Source organism: Pedobacter chinensis (genome assembly GCF_003339865.1).
GTDB lineage: Bacteria > Bacteroidota > Bacteroidia > Sphingobacteriales > Sphingobacteriaceae > Pedobacter > Pedobacter chinensis.
Genome location: NZ_QPKV01000003.1, coordinates 1,029,352 through 1,050,995, shown reverse-complemented (window position 1 = coordinate 1,050,995; position 21,644 = coordinate 1,029,352). Strand labels below are relative to the sequence as shown.

General features: G+C 36.8%; 19 protein-coding genes. 7 read left to right on the top strand and 12 right to left on the bottom strand.

Features of this window, described 5'->3' with window-relative positions:
- The first annotated feature begins 43 nt into the window (after positions 1–43).
- Entirely contained in the window at positions 44–1,408 is a 1,365-nt protein-coding gene (locus DU508_RS09810; RefSeq protein ID WP_115402607.1) for a peptidylprolyl isomerase, read from the top strand.
- A 5-nt stretch (positions 1,409–1,413) separates the two neighbouring features.
- Positions 1,414–2,376: an AAA family ATPase gene (locus DU508_RS09805; RefSeq protein ID WP_115402606.1), complete on the top strand. Its 963-nt coding sequence runs from the start codon at positions 1,414–1,416 to the stop codon at positions 2,374–2,376.
- 675 nt (positions 2,377–3,051) lie between these two features.
- Here DU508_RS09805 and DU508_RS09800 read toward each other — a convergent pair.
- Both DU508_RS09800 and DU508_RS09795 read right to left on the bottom strand, forming a co-directional pair.
- Positions 3,052–3,582, bottom strand: a complete 531-nt coding sequence (locus DU508_RS09800) for a hypothetical protein (RefSeq protein ID WP_115402605.1) — start codon at positions 3,580–3,582, stop codon at positions 3,052–3,054.
- Positions 3,579–5,645, bottom strand: coding sequence for a hypothetical protein (locus tag DU508_RS09795; protein ID WP_115402604.1), 2,067 nt, complete (start codon positions 5,643–5,645; stop codon positions 3,579–3,581). The genes DU508_RS09800 and DU508_RS09795 overlap by 4 nt, the downstream gene beginning before the upstream one ends.
- Positions 5,646–6,174: 529 nt before the next feature.
- On the opposite strand from DU508_RS09795, the gene DU508_RS09790 reads away from it, so the two are divergent.
- Positions 6,175–6,369 (top strand): hypothetical protein, encoded by a 195-nt coding sequence (locus DU508_RS09790; RefSeq protein ID WP_115402603.1) that lies wholly within the window; start codon positions 6,175–6,177, stop codon positions 6,367–6,369.
- Between the two features lie 65 nt (positions 6,370–6,434).
- Here the strand turns inward: DU508_RS09790 and DU508_RS09785 are convergent, their stop codons facing one another.
- The 6 genes from DU508_RS09785 to msrA all read right to left on the bottom strand — a co-directional run bounded on the left by DU508_RS09785 (position 6,435) and on the right by msrA (position 12,366).
- Positions 6,435–7,319 carry a glycerophosphodiester phosphodiesterase family protein gene (locus DU508_RS09785; RefSeq protein WP_115402602.1) on the bottom strand — a complete coding sequence of 295 codons (885 nt, stop codon included), beginning with the start codon at positions 7,317–7,319 and terminating at the stop codon, positions 6,435–6,437.
- 249 nt (positions 7,320–7,568) lie between these two features.
- Positions 7,569–8,426: a nuclear transport factor 2 family protein gene (locus tag DU508_RS09780; protein ID WP_115402601.1), complete on the bottom strand. Its 858-nt coding sequence runs from the start codon at positions 8,424–8,426 to the stop codon at positions 7,569–7,571.
- 80 nt (positions 8,427–8,506) lie between these two features.
- Positions 8,507–9,484, bottom strand: coding sequence for a M28 family peptidase (locus DU508_RS09775; protein ID WP_158542150.1), 978 nt, complete (start codon positions 9,482–9,484; stop codon positions 8,507–8,509).
- Between the two features lie 254 nt (positions 9,485–9,738).
- Entirely contained in the window at positions 9,739–11,199 is a 1,461-nt protein-coding gene (cysS, locus tag DU508_RS09770) for a cysteine--tRNA ligase (RefSeq protein WP_115402599.1), read from the bottom strand.
- A gap of 131 nt (positions 11,200–11,330) precedes the next feature.
- A complete protein-coding gene (locus tag DU508_RS09765) occupies positions 11,331–11,681 on the bottom strand; it encodes a VOC family protein (protein ID WP_115402598.1) in 351 nt (116 codons plus the stop codon).
- Between the two features lie 85 nt (positions 11,682–11,766).
- Complete coding sequence (msrA, locus tag DU508_RS09760; RefSeq protein ID WP_115402597.1) at positions 11,767–12,366, bottom strand: peptide-methionine (S)-S-oxide reductase MsrA; 600 nt, start codon at positions 12,364–12,366, stop codon at positions 11,767–11,769.
- 246 nt (positions 12,367–12,612) lie between these two features.
- On the opposite strand from msrA, the gene DU508_RS09755 reads away from it, so the two are divergent.
- The 3 genes from DU508_RS09755 to crtD all read left to right on the top strand — a co-directional run bounded on the left by DU508_RS09755 (position 12,613) and on the right by crtD (position 17,078).
- A complete protein-coding gene (locus DU508_RS09755) occupies positions 12,613–13,575 on the top strand; it encodes an isopenicillin N synthase family dioxygenase (RefSeq protein ID WP_115402596.1) in 963 nt (320 codons plus the stop codon).
- 139 nt (positions 13,576–13,714) lie between these two features.
- Positions 13,715–15,598: a M28 family peptidase gene (locus DU508_RS09750; RefSeq protein ID WP_158542149.1), complete on the top strand. Its 1,884-nt coding sequence runs from the start codon at positions 13,715–13,717 to the stop codon at positions 15,596–15,598.
- 4 nt (positions 15,599–15,602) lie between these two features.
- Positions 15,603–17,078 (top strand): 1-hydroxycarotenoid 3,4-desaturase CrtD, encoded by a 1,476-nt coding sequence (crtD, locus tag DU508_RS09745; RefSeq protein WP_115402594.1) that lies wholly within the window; start codon positions 15,603–15,605, stop codon positions 17,076–17,078.
- Positions 17,079–17,285: 207 nt separating this feature from the next.
- Here crtD and DU508_RS09740 read toward each other — a convergent pair whose 3' ends face one another.
- From DU508_RS09740 to DU508_RS09725, 4 genes are read right to left on the bottom strand one after another with little or no spacing between them, the layout of a single operon-like run.
- The gene (locus DU508_RS09740) at positions 17,286–17,795 is read right to left on the bottom strand and encodes a shikimate kinase (protein WP_115402593.1); all 510 of its coding nucleotides are present in this window, start codon (positions 17,793–17,795) and stop codon (positions 17,286–17,288) included.
- A gap of 31 nt (positions 17,796–17,826) precedes the next feature.
- Entirely contained in the window at positions 17,827–18,882 is a 1,056-nt protein-coding gene (locus DU508_RS09735) for an ABC transporter permease (protein ID WP_115402592.1), read from the bottom strand.
- The gene (locus DU508_RS09730; protein ID WP_115402591.1) at positions 18,882–20,033 is read right to left on the bottom strand and encodes a BT_3928 family protein; all 1,152 of its coding nucleotides are present in this window, start codon (positions 20,031–20,033) and stop codon (positions 18,882–18,884) included. The genes DU508_RS09735 and DU508_RS09730 overlap by 1 nt, the downstream gene beginning before the upstream one ends.
- Positions 20,034–20,035: 2 nt before the next feature.
- Positions 20,036–20,581: a DUF1599 domain-containing protein gene (locus tag DU508_RS09725; RefSeq protein ID WP_115402755.1), complete on the bottom strand. Its 546-nt coding sequence runs from the start codon at positions 20,579–20,581 to the stop codon at positions 20,036–20,038.
- A 99-nt stretch (positions 20,582–20,680) separates the two neighbouring features.
- Here DU508_RS09725 and folP point away from each other — a divergent pair, with 99 nt between their 5' ends.
- Positions 20,681–21,535 carry a dihydropteroate synthase gene (folP, locus tag DU508_RS09720; RefSeq protein ID WP_115402590.1) on the top strand — a complete coding sequence of 285 codons (855 nt, stop codon included), beginning with the start codon at positions 20,681–20,683 and terminating at the stop codon, positions 21,533–21,535.
- The last annotated feature ends 109 nt before the right edge of the window (positions 21,536–21,644 follow it).

The following is a 21,644-nucleotide window of genomic DNA, read 5'->3' as shown; positions in this document are numbered from 1 at the left end:
GATACAAGGATTAGTATTAAATTTGCAAAATATAATAAATAGAATGAAAAAAGTTTTTTTAGCAGCAACTGCATTAATTTGCTTGTTTTTAAATAGTTATGCCCAACCGGGGAAACATAACATCGATAAAGTTGCTGCTGTGGTAGGTAATAATATTATTTTACTATCAGATCTCAATCAAGAATACACACAATATCTTTATCAGGGCAATCCGCCAGATGAAAGTATAAAATGCAGGATTTTACAAAACACGCTTACTCAAAAGCTTTTAAAACAGCAAGCCGAAATCGATTCAGTAATGGTTGAAGATGGCCAGGTTGATGATGAGGTTGATAAACGTATGCGCTCAATGATGCAACGTGCCGGCGGACAGGAACGTTTGGAGCAATTTTTAAATAAATCTGTTCTGCAATATAAAGATGAGATGAGACCAACCATTAAGGATGGGTTAATTGCTCAAAAAATGCAGGCAAAAATCACTGAAAACATCAATGTAACGCCAATGGAAGTTGAAAAATACTTCAAGTCGTTAGGCGATACTATTCCCGAATTTAATACGGAAGTTGAAATTGGCGAAATCATTTTAGACCCAAAATTAACCAGGGCAGAAAAGCAGCGATTCCATGATAAAATTGAGGCATTACGTTTAAGAATTAAAGGTGGCGACGATTTTGGAGTATTGGCTAAAACCTATTCAGAAGATCCGGGTTCATCATCAGATGGTGGTGATTTAGGTTTCTTCGATAGAAGCATGATGGCAAAAGAGTTTACTGCCTGGGCATTTAAACTTAAAGCTGGTGAAATTTCACCTGTATTTGAAACAGAATTTGGTTTCCATATTTTACAGGTAATTGAACGACGTGGTGAACAGGTTCATGCTCGCCATATTTTAATCAGACCTGCCACTACGCCCGAAAGTTTAACACGTTTGAAACTACATGCAGATAGTATTTATAACAACATCATGTCTAGAAAACTATCTTTCGCTACTGCTGCAAATTTATATTCAGATAACAAAGAATCTAAGTACAATGGTGGTATGATGTTAAACGCAGAAAATGTTCAGTCAAGAACCACATTTATTCCAATCGACAGATTAGATCCATCGGTGTTTTTAGTGATTGACACCATGAAAGTGGGTGATATTTCTAAACCAGATTTATATACTGCTGCTGATGGCAAACAAGGTTATCGTTTGCTTTATTTAAAATCAAAAATTCCGCCACACAAGGCAAACATGGCTCAGGATTTTCCAAAAATCAGAGATGCTGCTCAAAGTGACAAAATAAATCGTACTTTAAGCGAATGGTTCGAGAAACGTCGTGAAAGCACTTATATTAAAATTGACGACGAATTTAACACCTGCGATGAATTAAAAATCTGGACTAAAACCACAGCCGCAAAATAATACGAATGCAGTACAAGAACGAAGTAGAAGCCGTTGACGCACTTCATCTTACTTTCAACAACATTAAAGCCGAAATCAGCAAGGTTGTAGTTGGTCAAGATGACATCATAAAATCTGTTTTAATCGCCATTTTCAGTAACGGACATTGTTTGTTGGTTGGTGTGCCCGGATTGGCTAAAACCTTACTTGTTCAAACTGTAGCCTCAGTTTTAGATCTCGATTTCAACAGAATTCAGTTTACTCCGGATTTAATGCCAAGCGACATTATTGGCGCTGAAATATTAGGAGAAGACAGGCATTTTAAGTTTATTAAAGGCCCTGTCTTTTCAAATATCATCTTAGCCGATGAGATTAACCGTACACCTCCAAAAACACAGGCTGCACTTTTAGAAGCCATGCAGGAGAAAGCAGTTACTGCTGCTGGTCAAACCCATATCCTACCAAAGCCTTTCTTTGTTTTGGCCACTCAAAATCCAATTGAACAGGAAGGAACATATCCTTTGCCAGAAGCACAATTGGATCGTTTTATGTTTAATATCCAGTTAAACTATCCTGCTTTTGCAGATGAGTTAAACATTGTAAAAAACACCACAGGGAACAAGGTTACTCCATTGGAAAAGATCATCCATGCAGATGACATTCAATTTTTTCAAAAGTTGATCCGTGATATCCCTGTAACGGATAACGTGCTAGAATATGCAGTAAAATTAGCCTCTAAAACCCGCCCGAACAGTGAATTCTCTACTGATGCTGTAAATAAATATATCAGTTGGGGTGCCGGGCCAAGAGCTTCACAATTTTTAGTTTTGGGGGCAAAATGTCACGCAGCTATTTCAGGTAAATATGCACCTGATATTGAAGATGTTCAAGCGGTTGCTGAGCCTATTTTACGCCATCGTATTGTTAGAAATTATCGTGCTGAAGCTGAGGGATTATCTATAGAAAAGATTATTAAAGACCTTTTATAATTACACTCTTTTGAAGATATTGCTTACGTGTAAATTTTATCGAAATTGTCACTTTTTTTAGCGGTATTTTGTCTACTACTCTAATATACGAGACATATAAAAACGGATTAGTATTCTTTATGGGAATACTTCATCATGTTTGAACATTAATCGGCCACTTCCAACTTGACGTGTAATGAAATAAAAATACGGCTGATCTAATGATTTTTTCATCAGTTATTTCTTCTCTTTTTCCCAAAAGCTTTCTAAATGACAATAGGTTGAATAGAAATGTAAAAAACAATTCCATAGTTCTAATACAAGTTCCCCCTTTTCCAGCCAATAAGACTCGCAAGTAGGCATATATTGATTGCTAGTTAGACAATGTTTTTAATTAATTTCCAGGTAAACGGAATAATCAAGTCCCCTAATTAATAATCACCAAATGTTTGGGACTTCAAGATATTCTAAATAGCGCCAACTGTACTATTTAGTTGTATTGATATTCAAGTTTTAGGCACATTTAAGCAAAAAAACAACGCATTGATTGATTATGCGTTGCTTTTTTACAGCCTTAAGACTCATCTAACGCAATTTTTGTATTTCAATCTTGGTAATGCCCCAACTTCGATTTTTTCATTTAGTTCATGAAAGTCGTAAAAAAAATAGTTTTGCGGTTAAGCGAGTGGCTTTCTTTCAATTTTCAATTTCATCATCAAAAGAAAGGTCGTCCATCAAATTAACGAACTTTACATGAGGTAAGCTTTTTTTCAAAAATGCAATTTTGTCATCAGGAAGAACCACATTAACTAGATCAATTTCTTTTAAATACTTGCACTTTTTTAATTTAGCCACAATGGCCTCAATGTTAGAATCAGGACAGAATGGAATGGCTAGTGTTTCCAGTTTGCATTTCGTAATGCTATTCGGAAGATCTAATACATACAAACTCTGTAATCGAAGGTGCTTTAAATTTTTGAAAGCATTAATTTTCTCTGTTAGTTTATAATAATAGGGGTTCATCGGCATAACATTACCGGAAGGAAAGATTGTTTGCCCAGGATTAAGTAATGTTAAACCTTCTATTTGGGAATATTTCTTTACATAATCTGAAAAATTAGGATCAAAATCTGTTACCACTACTCCCAGATTTTTGTCTATTGATTGGCTCATTAGGTTGTAATAACTTAAAAAAATTAAGGATATGATTAAAGAAACTATTTTCATTCTGGTAAATTTTTAATTCTGCCCATTAAAGCAAAATACGAAGATCTTGCGTTAGCATACAAATTTTTCTCCAACCTTAAATACACTTTTTGTTCACCATTGCCATTTTTTCTTGAAAACATGATTGCCAACCGATTTAATAATTGTGCCCCATAGGTCGAATTTTTTAATTTAATAAAGGAGTCAGTATCAAAGACTAAGACAGAAGCACTAATGCCTGAGCTATTGGCCCGATGTTCAGCTTGTTTTATTCCTTCTGAAAAACTAGCCCATAGATAAGCGGGTTCATTATAAGGACTGATAGTTTTTATCTCATACGAAATTCTCGCCATTTTTTGACCCATAATTTCTGGCCCATCAGGCTCTTCCATTTTTGTGATCACTTCATTTCCATTAAGGTCTGAATTTACAACATTTAGTCCCCACCCGGTTCCAGAGCTAGTTTTTAAAAGAAGTCCCCATTGTAAACCGTCTAAATGAGTAGTTCCTACCATGTAACCAACCCTATAATCGAAACCAGGAGAGGTTGGCCAAGATGTGATTCTGCTTGCTGCCAATCCTTCTCCAATGGTACCAATTGCTTTTGACCAGCCGTCACTTCCTGACAGCCCCCTAACTTGTTTATGAAAATGCCTAATGCTAGTATTATTTGAATTGGAAAACGCCAAATATATCCACGGATTATACGCTGCAATTGTTTCAGAAACCGGGTGAGTAGAGGGGTAGTCTGGAAGTCCAGGACCATTCCCATAAACATTAACCCCATTCGAACTAAAAGCAAAACTTGTTTCAATATTATCAAAGTTAAAGTTTGTAGAAGCTGATTCTGCATCCGCATCTGGTTGATTCTCATAAATACCATTACCTAGTGATGCGACATATTCACTATAACCATTGTTTATATTGTACGCGATTGCCCAATGGACAAAGTCCGTATTATCTACTGATAGCCCGTTGTTTATTAAATATTTTGTTAATTCAGCAACCGCTACGTTATTTAATGGATTGTTAACATAATTGTACTCGGTCACGTTGAGATCAAGATGATCCATTAAATATTGTTGCGGCGTTTGGGTGGTAGTGGTTACAGGCGGACCGGGCATTTCATCACAATCAGTTGGCGCACCGACCATAAGCAGTGTCCCCCTTTCAAAGGATATGCCACCTGGCCCTACAGGCTGTGGATTTCCATCGCATGGATTGTAAGTGCCTGGAGGATTAGGTGTTGTGCTACCACCTCCTCCGCCACCTCCACCGTTTGACGGAAAACTTGGCATTGCACAATTTACAACTGTTGAAATGTTGATTGATGTACTTGGCGGCCAATCGTCGGAACGTGGTTCCCAGCTACCATAGTAGTCAAAATAATTGCATTCGCTTCTGGTTAAATGGCCATTTTTGCAGGGCTGTTGTACTACGGTAACCACATCGTAAATCTCGCATTCTCCCGGCATCAGGCTGATCACATTTCCGAACCCCGCTTTTCCGTTAATACTGGCCAGCATCCTATCCTTTAGGCCCGTCTGTTTCTTTTCCAGATTATTCGCTGGACTTGACTCAACATCTTCTAGATATATCCTGTTGAAGATTATTGTTCCTTTAAAAGCAGTTTTACGGTTCTTCCTCCAGTTATCTATCCACTCCTTATCAGGATAATAGGTAGATAAAAAGGCAGAGGTTTTTGTTTTGATCATCTGTATGGTCAAATTCTGAAAGGTAGTTGCTCTGGGGGTTTGGGGTTTAACCGCGATTACATAACTTACCGTATCCCCGAGAGTAAGCTTTTTAACGCTATCCATCTCCAGGTCAATGTTTCGATCTACAACCTGGGTATTCAATAATTTTGCTTTTTGGCCAGATAGTGGTGCTTTTAAACTTCCGGTAGAGTTAAGGTCTATGGAACTGATAAATTGGGAATAGGAAATAGATCTAATCTTATCAGATTGTGTACCCTCAGGACTATTGGGTATTAAGAGTTCTTTTTTACACCCATTTATCAAGAAAAGAAGTAAGAGGAGGAGGCAAGCCATTGCATCGCCTTTGTAGAACATTAATTTTTTCATCAGTTAATTAGTTTAAATTATATTTTGAGAGATGATGTTTGATGAATATAGTTAAGAATCTTAATAAAACAAAAAATTACATTAAGGTATTATTACCTCCAAATCTAAATGAGGTTTTTACTTTAATCTTATTATTTTTTAACCAGTTACTTAACGTCGGCACAGTGACGTTATACCTTCCTTAAATAAATTTTTGGGTTAAACCGTTTGTTAACAGTGCCTCTATCTCCGGTCGGAAAGTATCGAGTTTGCTTTTGCCTGAGCCCTTTGGCCTGCCGAGCTTTATTCTGGATTTTTAATGGCCTAAAGTCCTTCCTGGTACGTTTATTGATCAATCAATTATCTTTGTAAACAAAATCCTTAAGTCGAACTCACATCAACTCAATGACATTCCACTTCGGGATTTTTTAGCCTGATTTCTTAAAAGCGATTTTCCTGACAAATCCCTACATTAATCTTTAAATTTTAAAATTGTTCTTATCTTTATCCCAATTACAAAGCATAATTTTTTAAATCAAAAATATTTAACATGTCAGCTCACGACTCACACGCACCAGTTCAGCAAACAAAAGGCATTTGGGCATTACCATTAACCGCCTGGATTATTGTTATAATTCTGGTTTTCGCTTTTACCCGTCCAATCTTCCATGAAGCAACAGGATCAGGTCACGAAAAAACTGAATCACACCACACAGAAGCAGAGGCGGGAGAAGCGCATCACTAGAAATATCTTTCTAATAAAAAAGCGTCCCGATTACATTGAGGACGCTTTTTTATTACATGGGTAAACTATTTAAGTTGCCCCATCAAATTTGGGTAATCGGTGATTATACCATCTACCCCTAAACTCATAAAATATTTAATTTCTTTTGCTGTATTTACTGTCCACGGAATAATTTTAATTCCCATTGCATGGCAGCGATCTACTAACCCTTTACCAACCAAAACCGAATACGGGCTGTAAATTGTTGGTTTAAACCCAAGCTTTTCTATATAATCTTCAAAAGGTTCTTTTTCATCAATCAACAGTGAAGTTTGAATTTTCGGATATTTCTCATGCAAATATTGTAAGGTTCGCATATCAAAAGATTCAATAATTACTCGTTTTGAAAGCTTTTTGGCATTGATTACCTCCATAATCAGTTCAACAAATCCGGCAGGATCCGGATGAAATTCATTATCGCCATTTTTGATTGTTTTTGTTTCTATGCTATAAACCGGCTTTGCCAACTTTTTCTCTTTAACATAGGCTTCTACAGCATCAATCGTTTCAGCAAGTAAAGGTTTGTAAGCTTTAAACTTTACCTGACCAGGAAAACGTGCATGAACCTTACTCCCCACATCAAACTTTTTTACCTCTTCGTAATCCATTTTATAAATGTTGTAATTCTTTTGGTCTTTCAATGAAATGGGTTTACCGTTTGGCATTAACGAAATCTCGTTATTAAAATAAGGTTCTTGCGATAAGACCACTTGTTTATCTTTTGAAATAACGGCATCCATTTCAAGTGTGGTAACGCCCAAATCAAGGGCTTTCAACATTCCTTCAATCGTATTTTCCGGCATAATACCACGGGCGCCAGCTTTTCCCTGTACATCAAATTTCTGTTTCTGCGCAGCAACTTGTAAAAAAACAAAGGTTAAGGCAATTAATAAGGGTAATTTTTTATTCATGAACTTAAAACGTAAAATGATTAATTCTTATATTTTTTGTAGCGCAAAAACAGTGCTTATTTCTGATTTGTTCACATTTTTATAAGATTTCTTCAATAGCGGATGGAGAAAACCCATCAAATCTTCAATAAAAACATGCTGCTTCTATAAGAAGCTATTAAATGAAGAACAAGGAATATCCCATACAATCCCTTCATAAAAAAAGGGCTTTCTTTTTACGGAGAGCCCTTTTTAATTCACATTTATTATCTATCTTTCAGCAGGTACAAATGCCTGGACGATTAAGTTCCAGCTTGCATCAGCAGCTTTTTCGTAAACGAAAACATAGTTAAAGCTTTCCCGCAAATCTGCTTTATAATCTATGGTTGCAACGCCGTAAGTATAGGCTAAATCGCTGCCAATTGCTTTATCTACCCCTGTGGTTTTTAAATTTATTTTGCTAATCATCCCGTTATAAAAAGAGATGATTTTTCCTTTACCGTTTATGGCTTCATTACCTGGAAATAATAAACGGGCATCTTCAGTAAGGAACCCCCCGAAAGCAGCAATACCATGAGTTTTTAATAAAGTATTTAATGTTTTTTCGGTTGTTAAGATAATATCTTTGCCAGCTTTGATTTCTTTTTCATTTAAGAATTTTGGCGCCACATGATCTTTTGGTTCAATAAATTTAGGTGTTGTTTTATCTAAAGGTTTGTTGCTTGATGTGCCTAAATCAATTGCCAATTTCCATTTACCATTTTCTGATTTCCAGATTGATAAATACTGGCCATATTTTTTCTCTGAACCTTCTACAACATAAGGACCTGTTGTGAAACCTAAATCGCCACTGCGCGAAACCTTTGCTAAATTTGGTTCCCAGGTTACAGCATTTTCGCCTTTTGTTTGTGCGTTATAAAAAGTTTTAACATTAACAGGATTTGGCCTGAAAACCAATGCACTTGCTAATGAAAATTCCAGGTAAGATTCTTTATCTCCGTTTTTTGCAATTGATTTTGCAAAATCTTTTTCTGCATTTACTAAAGATTTTGTGGTTCCATCATTCTTTTGTGCATATGCACCTATTGCTAAAAGAGAAAATATTGCAGTTGAAAATAATTGTTTCATTATGAATTTTAGATATATGTTTGGCGAATATAAAATTTTTTAAGTGCTGTGCTTTCAAAAGTAATTAACAATTGCACATTTTAATTTTCCCGGTAGATGGTTTCGAGAACTGTTTGACCAATTGCCTTTAGGGTATTCTTATCGATGTTAGCCAGATTATCCAACTGTGTATGCCAATTGATGTAAAAACCACTGTTATCGTTATAATGAACAATATCAATCGAAGGAACGCCGGCTTTGTTCATCCAAAAATGATCATCAACAAGCCTGCCGCTTGGAATACGCACAAAATAAGATGAGTAACCAATTTCATTTCCAATATCCCACACGTAACTAACTAAACCAGGAGCAGCCTGACGAGAAATTTCATCCTGTGTGAACTGTGCATTTCCACCACCAACCATATCGAGGTTAATTCCGTAAGCAGCTTTATAACCAGTGGCGATTGCATTTTTAGCCCAGTATTGAGAGCCTAAGCACCATGTTACTTCGTTTTGTGTATCATCATTTGCCTTTCCGTAATCTTCTAAATCCCAGAGGATGAAATCGACACCTACGTTTGGTGCTTTATGTTGAATCTGGCGGGCCATCTCTATAATTACAGCAACTCCACTCCCACCATCATTAGCGGCATCAAAAGGTTTGGTATGATTTGCTGGATCAGTATCCTGATCTGAAAATGGCCGGGCATCCCAATGCGCCGTAATCAAAACACGGGTTTTCTTTTCAGGATTAAAAGTTGCAATGATATTTTTTAGCTGGAAAGTTTTGCCATCGTGTGTTTGTGTTTTCCCGCCCTGAAGCTTAACATCAGCTCCAAAAGATTTTAATTTTGAAACTAAATAAGCGGCACACTTTTCATGTGCAACAGTTCCCGGAATTCTGGGTCCAAAATCTACCTGAGCTTTAACATAAGCATAAGCGCTGTCAGCATCAAAATCGGGAGAAACCAGTTTAACGGTATTTTCTTCAGTTGTTGCTGATTGTTTTGAATTATTGTTACAAGCTTGAAATCCTAGTAAAGCGATTAAAGATAGAATTAAAAGTTTCTTATTCATTGATAAAATTTTAAGCGGCATTTGCCCCTTTGAAGCCATGTATAGTACAAATATTTTCCAAGTAATACTTGTTGTCGTCATGCGCACGCTGGTGGGAACCCAATCTTAAGTTAAGAAAAAACAAAAAATAATTGTCATTCTGAGGTACGAAGACCGCGAAGCAGCTACGAAGTAAATCCCTAACCTAAAGATATTGTACTTGGTTTACTGCTGAATTGTTTCTGTAAGGGAATAGTGCTGTTTTAAACCAAACACTACGCCTTACTCCAGGTTGTTCCTTCTTTACTGTCTTTAAGTTGAATGCCCAGTTCTTGCAAACCAATTCTGATTTTATCAGATGTAGCGTAATCTTTATTGGCTTTAGCTTCTGTACGAAGGTTGATAACCATTTCCAATACACCATTCAAATCATTACTTCCGGCATCCTCATCTTTCAACCCTAAAATATCAAAAACGAAATCGTAAATTAAAGCTTTCAGTTTTTCTAAAGATTCAACTGAAATTTTGCCTTTGCCATCATAAACGGTATTGATGATCCTTACGGCCTCAAATAATTCAGCAATTAAAATAGGACTGTTAAAATCATCGTTCATGGCATGAATACACTTTTCCTTAAGTGCATCAATATCAAAGTCGTTCTGATCAGAAGCTGTTAATTTATCAAGCAAACTCACGGCAGCCATCAATCTACGGAAGCCTTTTTCTGAGGCATCGAGTGCATCGTTAGAAAAATCTAAAGTACTGCGGTAATGCGCCTGCAACATAAAAAATTTAACCGTCATAGGGCTATAACCTTTTTTCAAAAGCGGATGTTTACCTGCAAATAACTCCAGTGGAAGAAAACCATTTCCGGCAGATTTGGACATTCTGGTGCCATTAACCGTCAACATATTGGTGTGCATCCAATAACGGGCAGGCTGGTTATGGCTGCAAGCTTCAGATTGTGCAATTTCATTAGTATGGTGCGTAGCGGCCAGATCCATTCCGCCACCATGAATATCAAACTCATCGCCCAAATATTTAGCGCTCATTGCCGAGCACTCAATATGCCAGCCTGGAAATCCCATTCCCCAGGGCGATTGCCATTGCATTAAAGTTTCGGGTTTTGCTTTAATCCAAAGTGCAAAATCCAGTCTGCCACGTTTCTCATCTTGTCCGCCCAACTCTCTTGTATTGTTCAACATATCTTCCAGATTGCGATTAGTCAAAATGGTATAATTATATTCCTTGCTGTATTTTTCTACATCAAAATATACATTCCCATCAATTTCGTAACCATAACCATTGGCTATGATCATTTTAATCATCTCAATTTGTTCGATGATATGACCAGTGGCAGTTGGCTCAATGCTCGGTGGTAAGGTATTGAACATCCGCATCACGTCATGAAAACCCAAGGTGTACTTTTGTACAATTTCCATAGGCTCCAACTGCTCGAGTTTAGCTCGTTTTGCAAACTTATCATCGCCTTCATCTCTATCGCCTTCCAAATGGCCTGCATCGGTAATGTTACGGACATAGCGAACTTTGAAACCCAAATACTTCAGGTATCTGAAAATTAAATCGAAAGATATAAAAGTGCGACAATTGCCCAAATGTACATCGCTATAAACAGTGGGACCGCAAACATACATGCCCACATTCGGTGCATTTAGCGGTTGGAAAAGTTCTTTTTTGCGTGAAAGCGTATTGTAAAGCTGTAAGCCAGTATTCATATTGCAAATGTAATATTTACCGCCGGAAAGTTTAATGTATGCTTAACTGTTTAGTTGTATAAGTTGCTTAATTGACATTAGCCAAGTCAAAATCTGTATTTTTTCTAAAAAGCACAGCACCGTAATTTCTTTCAGCGATGACATAAAACATTAACGAGTTTACCGAATGGATCTCTTGTATAAAATCTTCTCACTCCCCAGGGTTCATCAACCGGGCCATATTCAATCGGAAAGCCTGCTGCCTTAACCCGTTCTAAAATTTCTTCCAGAACGTCTACCTCAACAGATAAATCGGGTGTTGGCGTTCCGGAGCCACCCTCATTAGCAAAGCTGATTTGAATGTTCATTTGTTGATTATTTAAGCCGTAAGTTGCAATCCAGCCATGATCCATTAACAAATCCAATCCTAAAACATCCTGATAAAATGATTGTGCTTTTGCTATTTCGCGTGTATCAACATTTAAAACAATTCGCTTTACCATAAGAATAATATTATTGTTTCGAAATTTACATTTTTAAATAAAAAATCCTGCGGTGCTTCCACAGGATTTATTTTAAATTAATTGATTAATTCTTCAATTTTGATTTAAAAATCTTTTCAAGCTTTTGCATTTTCGGTAAAATCACGGCTCTGCAATATGGCTCACTTCCATTTTTTAAATAGTAATTCTGATGATAATTTTCGGCCACGTAAAAAGGTTTTGCAGCTTCAATCGCCGTTACAACAGGCTTGCCAAAAGCGTTATCTTTGTTTAACTCTGCTTTATATTTGGTAGCTAAATCTTTTTGTTCGGGCGTATGATAAAAAATCACAGAACGGTATTGCGTACCCGTATCGGCCCCCTGGCGATTCAGCGTGGTCGGGTCATGGCTTTTCCAAAAAACCTCCAATAATTCATCATAAGAGATAACCATTGGATTGTAGGTGATTTCCAAAACCTCGGCATGGCCGGTTGCACCAGTACATACTTCCTCATAAGTAGGGTTAGCTAATCTACCGCCTTCATAACCCGATTTTACGGCAGTTACGCCTTTTAATCGTTGAAAAATAGCCTCTGTGCACCAAAAACAGCCCATCCCAAAAGTGGCTTTTTCTGTTTTTATTCCTTGCGCATTGGCTTGATTTAAAGTTAAGACAGATAATAAGATTAAAATTATTTTTTTCATGTTGTATGTTGTGATTTTTAAGAAAGATTGCTCTTGATCTTCATACTATATTACGAAATAAAACGGCCTGTAGTTTCCATCAGAACAATAATGGGTTTTACATGACAATTCATAAATTTGTTAATTTCGATATCAATGTTAATAACTTAAAACATTATTGAACAAAATTTTAAGGCCTTATTTTTTATCTTATCAATACTTATTAACAATTCTTTTCTAAATTCGTATAACATTAAAAATAAAATTATGTCTACACCGTATATTCCTTGTTTAGATTTAGGTTCGTACATTAACGGAACTGAAGAAGAACGTAAAAAATTTTCTGATGAATTGGGAAGAGCCTTCAACGATTCAGGTTTTGTAACCATCACTAATCATGGTTTAAGTCAGGAATTAATTGATAAACTTTACAAAAACATAAAAGCTGCTTTTGCACTTCCTGTTGAAACGAAAAGGAAATACGAAAAGCCTGAGTTGGCCGGTCAGCGTGGTTATACCAGTGCAGGAAAAGAGACTGCAAAGGGAGCAAAAACACCTGATTTAAAAGAATTCTGGCAAATTGGTCAGGAAGTTACGGATGGCGACCCGGTAAAGGAAGAATATCCTGACAATGAGGTTTTAGAAGAACTTCCTGAATTTAACAAAGTTACGGGCGAGATCTACAAAAAACTGGAAGAAAACGGAACTCATCTGTTACGTGCCATTGCGACCTATCTTGGGTTACCGGTTAATTATTTTGACAAGCATGTCCATAATGGAAATTCGATTTTGAGAGGTATTCACTATTTTCCGATCGAAAACCCGGAAGTTATTCCTGATGATGCGGTACGCGCCGGAGCACATGAAGACATTAACCTGATTACTTTATTGATTGGTGCCAGTGCCGATGGTTTAGAAGTATTAACCCGCAGCAATGAGTGGTTACCAATCAAGGCACACCATACCGATATTGTGGTTAATGTTGGCGATATGTTACAACGTTTAACCAATAACAAATTAAAATCGACTACACACAGAGTGGTAAATCCACCTCGCGAATTGATGAAAACATCTCGTTTCTCAGTGCCATTTTTCTTACACCCCCGCAGTGATATGGATTTAACAAGTTTACCATCAACAATTGATGCTGAACATCCAAAAGCTTATAGCGATATGACGGCGGGTGAATATCTTGATGAAAGATTAAGGGAAATTGGATTGAAGAAGTAAGTCCAGAGTCTTGAGTCGTCAGTCTTGAGTGCATAGCAAAACAAAAAGCATTGGTTAAAACCGATGCTTTTTTGTTTTCTAAATGTTATATTTGATTACCCATCCACTATTTAGATTGCATTCCGATAAACTATTATTTATGCAAGAACCATTATTTCATAAAGATTATCAGAATCTATTTAGTCTTTTTAATTCCATTTATCCAATAAGCCATGAAATAAAAGCAGCTATAATTTCAAATAGTGAAGTTATTGAAACTAAAAAGAAAACAAAGCTTTTAAGTGTTGGCCAGCGGAGCAATACCATTTATTTTATTGCAAAAGGTGCAGTTAGAATCTATTACCTTGATAAAGAGGGGAAAGAAACCAATACCTGGTTTTTATTTGAAAATGAATTGCTCATTTCTGTTTATAGTTTCTATACAGGCCATCCGAGTTTCGAATATATTGAAACGCTGGAAGACTGCACATTCATTGCCGTAAAAAGAGAGAAGCTAGATGAAATGTATCTAAAGCACATGGAATTTAATTTTTCAGGCAGAAAATTAACGGAGTTCTACCACATGCGTAATGAAATGCAGGCAAATGAACTGCGTATGCTGAACGCGAAAGAGCGTTATGAAAAATTATTAGAAAGAAATCCTCAACTTATTGGAGAGTCGCAACCGCTAATCTCTTTTAAAACGAATCGTAATATGATTCCGATCAACTGCGGATCTACTCCTGTTGGTGGCGTTACCGCTGAAGTTGTTTACCTTGCCTCAACCACAGATTTTGAAAAGATAGATTTAAAAGGCAAGATTGTTTTCTCAGAAAATCATCCTTCCAGAGTGTTGGCAATGGCAGCTAAAGCAGGAGCAATTGGCGTTTTAGGATACTCAATGCCTAAATATACACAACCGGAAATCCATCAAACTTCCATTCAGTTTAGCAGTATGAAAGCCAATAGCGAAGTGTGGACCTTACTTTTATCTTACGCTGCAAAAGAAAAGTTAAAAGCCACTTGCTTAAAAGGTTCAACGAAGTTGAAAGTTAATATTCAAACTAAAATTTACCCATCAGAAGAATTAACAATTGTAGCTAATGTAAAAGGAAGCATTAATCCAAATGAAAGATTTGTTTTCAGTGCACACGTACAGGAACCCGGCGCAAATGACAATGCAAGCGGTGTAGGTACATTGGCTGAAATGGCCAGGTTAACGGCAGAACTTTATCAAGCCAAAAAGCTTATTCCTCAACGTACCCTTACCTTTTTATGGGGCGATGAAATTGTATCTACAAGAAGGTATATCACTGAAGATACTGCCAGGGCAAAGGGCATTATGTGGGGAATGAGTTTGGACATGGTTGGAGAAGACACCCAAAAAACCGGTGGCTCCTTTTTGATCGAAAAAATGCCCGATCCATCTGCCATTTGGACAAGAGGAACGGATAAACATACTGAATGGGGCGCTGGCGATGTAAAAGAAAAAGATCTTTTTCCTCACTATTTTAATGATTTCATCTTCAACATTTGCAAAGCGCAAGGAAAATTTGCCAATTGGGCGGTAAACTATAATCCTTTCGAAGGCGGAAGTGACCATACGCCATTTTTGCAGCACAAGATTCCTGGTTTATTGATGTGGCACTTTACTGATGTTTTCTATCATACCGATAATGACCGGATCGACAAAGTATCTGCAACAGAAATGAAAAATGTAGCAATTAGTGGCTTAACCGCTGCCTTTACTTTAATTTCTGCTAATGAAAACACGGCAACAGCAACCGTTTCGCAAGTTAAAACGGATGCTTTGGCCCGGCTTAAAACTGAATTTGAACTCAGTAAGAAAGCGATAGCCGATGGAAAGGCTGCAACTGATGAAAAACACATCATTGAGGTATGGAGCAAATGGTATATTGATGCCCTAGCAACCATTAATAAAATGCCCGTTAAGGCTGAAACCACTCGTGTTGGCTCTGCCATAAAATTCGCAACCAATGAAATCGAAAAACAAACAAGACTTTATTTGGAGGCGTTGAAGTAAACTGATGCCTAAACCAAAAGCCATAATCATCGGTACTGGAATTGCCGGAATAGCTTCTGCCATCAGGATGACTGTAAAGGGTTACGAAGTTGAAGTTTTTGAAGCCAACGCTTATGCGGGTGGAAAACTTGCAGAAATTAACTTGGATGGATTTCGGTTTGATGCCGGTCCCAGTCTTTTTACCATGCCTCAATATGTTGATGAACTTTTCAAATTGGCAGGCAAGAACCCACAAGATTATTTTCAATATGAAGCGTTGGATGAAATTTGCCGATATTTTTATGAAGATGGATTAAAGTTAACAGCCCATGCTGATCTTAATAAATTTGCTGATGAAATCGAGCAGAAAACAAATTCAAGCGCAAACGAAGTCCATCAGTTTCTTAATAAAAGCAAAATCATTTATGGGGTAACGCATAAAGTTTTTTTGGAAAGATCACTACATAGAATAAAAAGCTATTTACATTGGGACACTTTAAAATCTGTTTTTCGCTTTGGCCAAATCGACGCTTTCAGAACCCAGGCAAAAGCCAACAAAAGCTTTTTTAACGATGAAAGGGTTGCTCAGTTGTTTAACCGGTATGCAACTTATAATGGATCAAATCCTTATCAGGCTCCGGCAACACTCAACGTGATTCCTCATTTTGAATACCATTTTGGTGCTTTTATCCCCAAAAAAGGCATGTATAGCATTACCACATCTCTGTTAAAATTAGCTGAGGAACTTGGCGTGAAATTCCATTTCAATACCAAGGTGGAAGAAATAATGGGCACAGTAGAAGGTAGAGAGCTAAGGGCACAAGGCATCAGGTATAAAAACCAAATTCAAAACGCAGATATCATCATATCTAATCTGGATATCTGGTTTACCTACAAAAATTTATTAAAAAATTTCCCCGCTCCAAAAAAGCTTTTACAACAGGAAAGAAGTAGTTCAGCACTGATTTTTTATTGGGGAATTAAAGGTAATTACCCGGAATTAGGTTTGCATAATATTTTGTTTGCTGAAAATTATCACACGGAATTTAATGCAATTTGGAAAGACAAAACAATTGATCACGACCCAACTGTTTATATCAATATAACATCAAAGCACATTAAAACTGATGCTCCTGATGGATGCGAAAATTGGTTTGTGATGATTAATGTACCTGCAAATAATGGACAGCAATGGAATGAATTGATTTTAGAAGCCCGAAGAAATATCCTGAATAAAATAAGTCGGGTATTGGGTAAAGAAATAGAAAAAAATATTGTTTGTGAACAAATTCTCGATCCCCGAAGCATTGAATCAAAAACAGGATCATACCAGGGATCACTTTATGGTAATAGTTCCAATAATCAGTTCTCTGCCTTTTTAAGGCACCCCAATTTCAGTTCAAAAATCAAAGGGCTGTACTTTTGTGGTGGAAGTGTTCATCCCGGAGGAGGAATTCCGTTAGCATTGCTATCGGCTAAAATAATTGATCAGGATTTTTAAGATTTGAGGATGGTAAGATCTAACGCACCTACTGTTTCAAAAAACATCTCCCAAAAAACGCATTCTTCAAAAAGTATCCTATCTTAACGAATTTTGGGTCTTTTTAATCTGCAATTTGTAGACAATGAATAATGATTTTAGATTAAAATTCATGGAATACATCCAAAACTCAGGTTATCTTAAAAAAATCATTCCCTCCATAAATCGTTACATCTCAGTTTTTCTTCTGATTTCATTTTCTAGTTTCTCTCCATCTAAATCAAAGGCATCAACAATTATTTTAGCTTTAGTATAAAATGGCTCCCGTTCTTTCAGTTTTACTTTAATGAACGCTAATAATTGTTCATCATCCAAATCCTTTATTAACGGGCGGTTTTGACGATTATGCAGTCGTGACACTAAAGCCGATGGTTCCATTTGAAGATATACCGTTTCGCCATGCGCATTCATCCATTCCATGTTATCAAAAAAACAAGGTAAACCACCTCCAGTGGCCACCACGCAATTATCCGGATAATTGAAGGTTTTTAGCATTTCACGCTCATAATCCCTAAAGCCACTTTCTCCAAATGCTGCAAAATATTCGGCAATGGTTTTTCCAGATTTCGCTACAATTTCTGCATCCAGGTCAATAACCGGACACTCCAGCCGATGCGCCAATTGTTTAGCCTTCGTGCTTTTACCGCAACCCATATATCCGATAAGAAAAATCTTCATAAATTTTAAAGTGTTATTTAATTAACGATGGTTATGCTAATTTCACTCTTGGATCAACATAAGCATAAAGGATATCAACCAATATATTAATCACTACAAAAACGAAAGCAATAAATAATATGGAACCCATAACCACAGGAAAATCCGACATTTCCAATGCCGTTACCGTTGTTCTTCCCAAGCCGTTATAACCGAAAATATATTCAACAAAAAACGAACCGGCAAGCAATGAAGCAAACCAACCTGAAATTGCCGTAATTACAGGGTTCATTGCATTTTTTAATGCATGTTTATAAATGATTGTATTTCTGCTTAAGCCTTTGGCTCTTGCGGTACGAATATAATCTTGTGCCAATACATCCAGCATGGCACTTCTCGTCAATTGAACGATGATTGCCAGCGGCCTCAATCCTAATGTGATCATTGGCAACCATAAATTTCTCAGGGTCAAAATCTCTCCACTAAAAGGATCATAAGAATATAAACTCCCGCTCATTTTCAAGCCAGTGTAATCACTTAAAACAAACCCAAAGAGCCACGCAATAATAATCCCCGCGAAAAACGAGGGCGCAGAAATTCCTAAAATGGCAAAAGCATTTGCAGCCTTATCAATCCATGAATCTTTGTAAACAGCCGACAGAACACCCAAAAACACCCCGATGATTGTGGCAAAAATCATTGCTGTTAATGCCAGAATAAATGTATTTGGAACGGTTTCAGAAAGTATGGCCGTTACATCTCTTTTGGTTTGATACGAACTGCGCAAATAAGGCCATTTTAAAACAAGTGCTTTTTTATCAAAACCAACTAATTTTACATAATGATACTTATTTTGTGTAGTACTATCATTGTCTAACACACTAACCGGCGATAGATCATTCACGTAGAGTACAAATTGCATCGGTTTTGACCGATCCAGACCAAACTCTTTACGCACAGCTTCTAAAGATTGAACGTCAGCCCTTTGCCCCATGGTCATCCGGGCAGGATCGCCAGGTAAAATATTGAATAGCACAAAAACAACAAGTACCACACCAGCCATAACCAGCATTCCGTACATCAGTTTTTTTATTGCGTAACCAATCATTATTTATCGAAATATTTTCTGCTCAGTTGATCAAACGTTGGAACATTGTGATGATGCCACTTATTTACCACTACTCCATTTTTCAACAACAATACGCCTGGATTGGCCCTTACCATGCTTTTCAAAGGAACAGCATCAGCGTAAAAAACCTCAGAGAAAAGATTATGCTTTTTAATATATGCTTCAGCATCCTGAGCAGAATTTGAAGTTAATAAAACAGTACGAATATTAAATTGCTGAGTGGCGTTGATGGCCAAAGCATTTAGTTTTCCAATGGCCGTTTCATTGGTGTTCTTTAAATCATAAGCAACAAAAACCAAACTATAGTATGGGTTTTCAATCAATTCTTTAGTGTAATCAGTGCCTGATGCATCTGTAATGATCAAATCCTTAATTTTAGGTTCGAAACCTTTTTTTACGAGACGTTTAACCGGCTCACCAATAATTTCCCAGTTATTATCTTTCCAAATTTCAGTTTTTAGATAGGCTTTATCGCTCATATCTTTTTCTTCCCTGGTTTGTTTGTTTTTAAGATGATACATGATTTCGTATTCATCAGGTTTTTCTCCCGGAGGGATTACCATTTGTGATGGAATATGTACACCAACCTTATAAGGCAGGAAATCGATTATAGGCAAAACATTATAAGTAAAAACACCAAAGCCCAAAGAAATTAATGTTATTACAATTGCAATGCTTATTTGTGTGGATTCTTTTTTGAAAAGCGGCTGAATACGATTTTTGTTTAAGAAGATAATGATGATCAACACCAGCAAGATCAAATCTTTACCGAACGATTGCCAAGGGGTAAGCGGAATTGCATCGCCAAAACAGCCGCAGCTTGTAACCACTTTAAATGCTGCAGAAATGAATGTTAAAAGTGTGAAGAAAATAATGAGCAATAATAATCCCCAGGCAACTTTTTTGCTCCAAAAGCCCAAAAGCAATAATGCGCCAAGTACAATTTCGAGTGTGCAAAGCAAAATGGCAATACCCGTTGCGGCACCGCTCAAAAAATTCATGTGGAACACCTCAAAATATTCTTGCAGTTTATATCCGAATCCTAAAGGATCATTGGCTTTGATCAATCCGGAGAAGATGAATAATACACCTACAAAAAATCGTGAAAAGCTTAAGGTTATGTTCTTCATTATTATTTTACTCCTAATTTAATCAATGCAAAAACCGAATAATTGAGCATATCCTGATAGTTTGCCTTTACCCCTTCAGAGGCTAATGTTTGCCCCTCGTTATCTTCTATTTGTTTAACCCTGAAAATTTTCATCAGGATAAGATCAGTTAAAGAACTAATGCGCATATCTCTCCAGGCCTCGCCATAATCATGGTTTTTGGCAAACATTAAATCTTTGGTTTCTTTTACTTTTTCCTCGAATAAAACTTCTACTTGCTCAAAAGGCATTTCGTTTGGGTCGTTTTCGGTAAGTTCCAGCTGCATCATCGCGATTACACAATAGTTAACGATTCCTATATATTCTGAAGTGATATTCTCGCCTACCAAACTTACTTTTTTTTCTTCAAGCGTACGGATACGCTGTGCTTTAATAAAAATTTGGTCGGTAATAGAACTTGGCCTTAAAATGCGCCATGCGGTTCCATAATCTTTTGTTTTTTTCAAAAATAATGATCTGCAAACAGCGATCACTTCATCAAATTCTATAGCGGTATTTGTTTGTGCCAATTCGGTAAAATTATTTAGTTTTAATGTATTTTTGTTGCGAAAGAACAAAAGCTAAAGATACATTTTTAAAGCGAAACCCAAATCCCGAAAGGGTTTATTATGGCAGAAAAAAACTTTTTTGAACCTAAAAAAAGCTTAAATATAAAAGGCAGATTAATTGATTTAAGTTCACCAAGGGTAATGGGCATTTTGAATATTACTCCAGATTCTTTTTACAGCAATAGCAGAACAAAATCAACCGGGGAAGCCTTAAAAAAAACCGAACAGTTTTTGAATGAGGGCGCTACTTTTATAGATATTGGTGGATATTCTTCGAGGCCGGGCGCAATGGATATTTCGGTCGAAGAAGAGCTGAAAAGATTAATTCCGGTAATTGAAGCCCTAACCGATAAATTTCCTGAAGCCATTATTTCCATTGACACTTTCAGGGCGAAAGTTGCCGAAGAAAGTATTTTGGCCGGCGCACATATCATCAATGATATTGCTGCCGGTGATATGGATGAGAACATGTTTGAAACGGTTGCTAAACTTCAGGTACCTTACATCATTATGCACATGCAGGGAACCCCACAGAGCATGCAGCAAAATCCAGTCTACCAAAATGTGACATTAGAAATTATTGACTATTTGGCCAAAAAGATTTCAAAACTCAGATCATTAAAGATTCATGATGTAATCATTGATCCGGGATTTGGATTTGGGAAAACCATTCAGCACAATTATCAATTATTAAAAGAAATGGAAGCTTTTAAAATATTTGAACTTCCTGTTCTGGTTGGTTTTTCAAGAAAAGGAATGATTCATAAGGTTTTAGGCACTACCGCCGCTGAAGCATTGAACGGAACTTCTGTGTTAAACACCATTGCACTGCAAAAAGGCGCTGGAATTTTACGTGTTCACGATGTAAAAGAAGCCGTGGAATGTGTTAGGCTAATGGAGATGGTTAGTGGTTAGTTGGTTAGTTGGTTAATTGTTTGAATTGGTTAACTGATTAACTGGCAATTGTTAATTGGTAATTGGTAATTGGTTAACTGTTTAACTGATTATTAGCAACTGTTAACTG

Bases quoted from the DNA above. Each gene is read 5' to 3' on its own strand.
- DU508_RS09775 (WP_158542150.1), bottom strand. From the start codon at position 9,484: ATGAATAAGAAACTTTTAATTCTATCTTTAATCGCTTTACTAGGATTT.
- DU508_RS09800 (WP_115402605.1), bottom strand. From the start codon at position 3,582: ATGAAAATAGTTTCTTTAATCATATCCTTAATTTTTTTAAGTTATTAC.
- DU508_RS09730 (WP_115402591.1), bottom strand. From the start codon at position 20,033: ATGAAGAACATAACCTTAAGCTTTTCACGATTTTTTGTAGGTGTATTA.
- DU508_RS09780 (WP_115402601.1), bottom strand. From the start codon at position 8,426: ATGAAACAATTATTTTCAACTGCAATATTTTCTCTTTTAGCAATAGGT.
- DU508_RS09805 (WP_115402606.1), top strand. From the start codon at position 1,414: ATGCAGTACAAGAACGAAGTAGAAGCCGTTGACGCACTTCATCTTACT.
- DU508_RS09750 (WP_158542149.1), top strand. From the start codon at position 13,715: ATGCAAGAACCATTATTTCATAAAGATTATCAGAATCTATTTAGTCTT.
- crtD (WP_115402594.1), top strand. From the start codon at position 15,603: ATGCCTAAACCAAAAGCCATAATCATCGGTACTGGAATTGCCGGAATA.
- msrA (WP_115402597.1), bottom strand. From the start codon at position 12,366: ATGAAAAAAATAATTTTAATCTTATTATCTGTCTTAACTTTAAATCAA.
- DU508_RS09785 (WP_115402602.1), bottom strand. From the start codon at position 7,319: ATGAATAAAAAATTACCCTTATTAATTGCCTTAACCTTTGTTTTTTTA.
- DU508_RS09810 (WP_115402607.1), top strand. From the start codon at position 44: ATGAAAAAAGTTTTTTTAGCAGCAACTGCATTAATTTGCTTGTTTTTA.
- folP (WP_115402590.1), top strand. From the start codon at position 20,681: ATGGCAGAAAAAAACTTTTTTGAACCTAAAAAAAGCTTAAATATAAAA.
- DU508_RS09790 (WP_115402603.1), top strand. From the start codon at position 6,175: ATGTCAGCTCACGACTCACACGCACCAGTTCAGCAAACAAAAGGCATT.
- DU508_RS09765 (WP_115402598.1), bottom strand. From the start codon at position 11,681: ATGGTAAAGCGAATTGTTTTAAATGTTGATACACGCGAAATAGCAAAA.
- cysS (WP_115402599.1), bottom strand. From the start codon at position 11,199: ATGAATACTGGCTTACAGCTTTACAATACGCTTTCACGCAAAAAAGAA.
- DU508_RS09740 (WP_115402593.1), bottom strand. From the start codon at position 17,795: ATGAAGATTTTTCTTATCGGATATATGGGTTGCGGTAAAAGCACGAAG.
- DU508_RS09755 (WP_115402596.1), top strand. From the start codon at position 12,613: ATGTCTACACCGTATATTCCTTGTTTAGATTTAGGTTCGTACATTAAC.
- DU508_RS09795 (WP_115402604.1), bottom strand. From the start codon at position 5,645: ATGAAAAAATTAATGTTCTACAAAGGCGATGCAATGGCTTGCCTCCTC.
- DU508_RS09735 (WP_115402592.1), bottom strand. From the start codon at position 18,882: ATGATTGGTTACGCAATAAAAAAACTGATGTACGGAATGCTGGTTATG.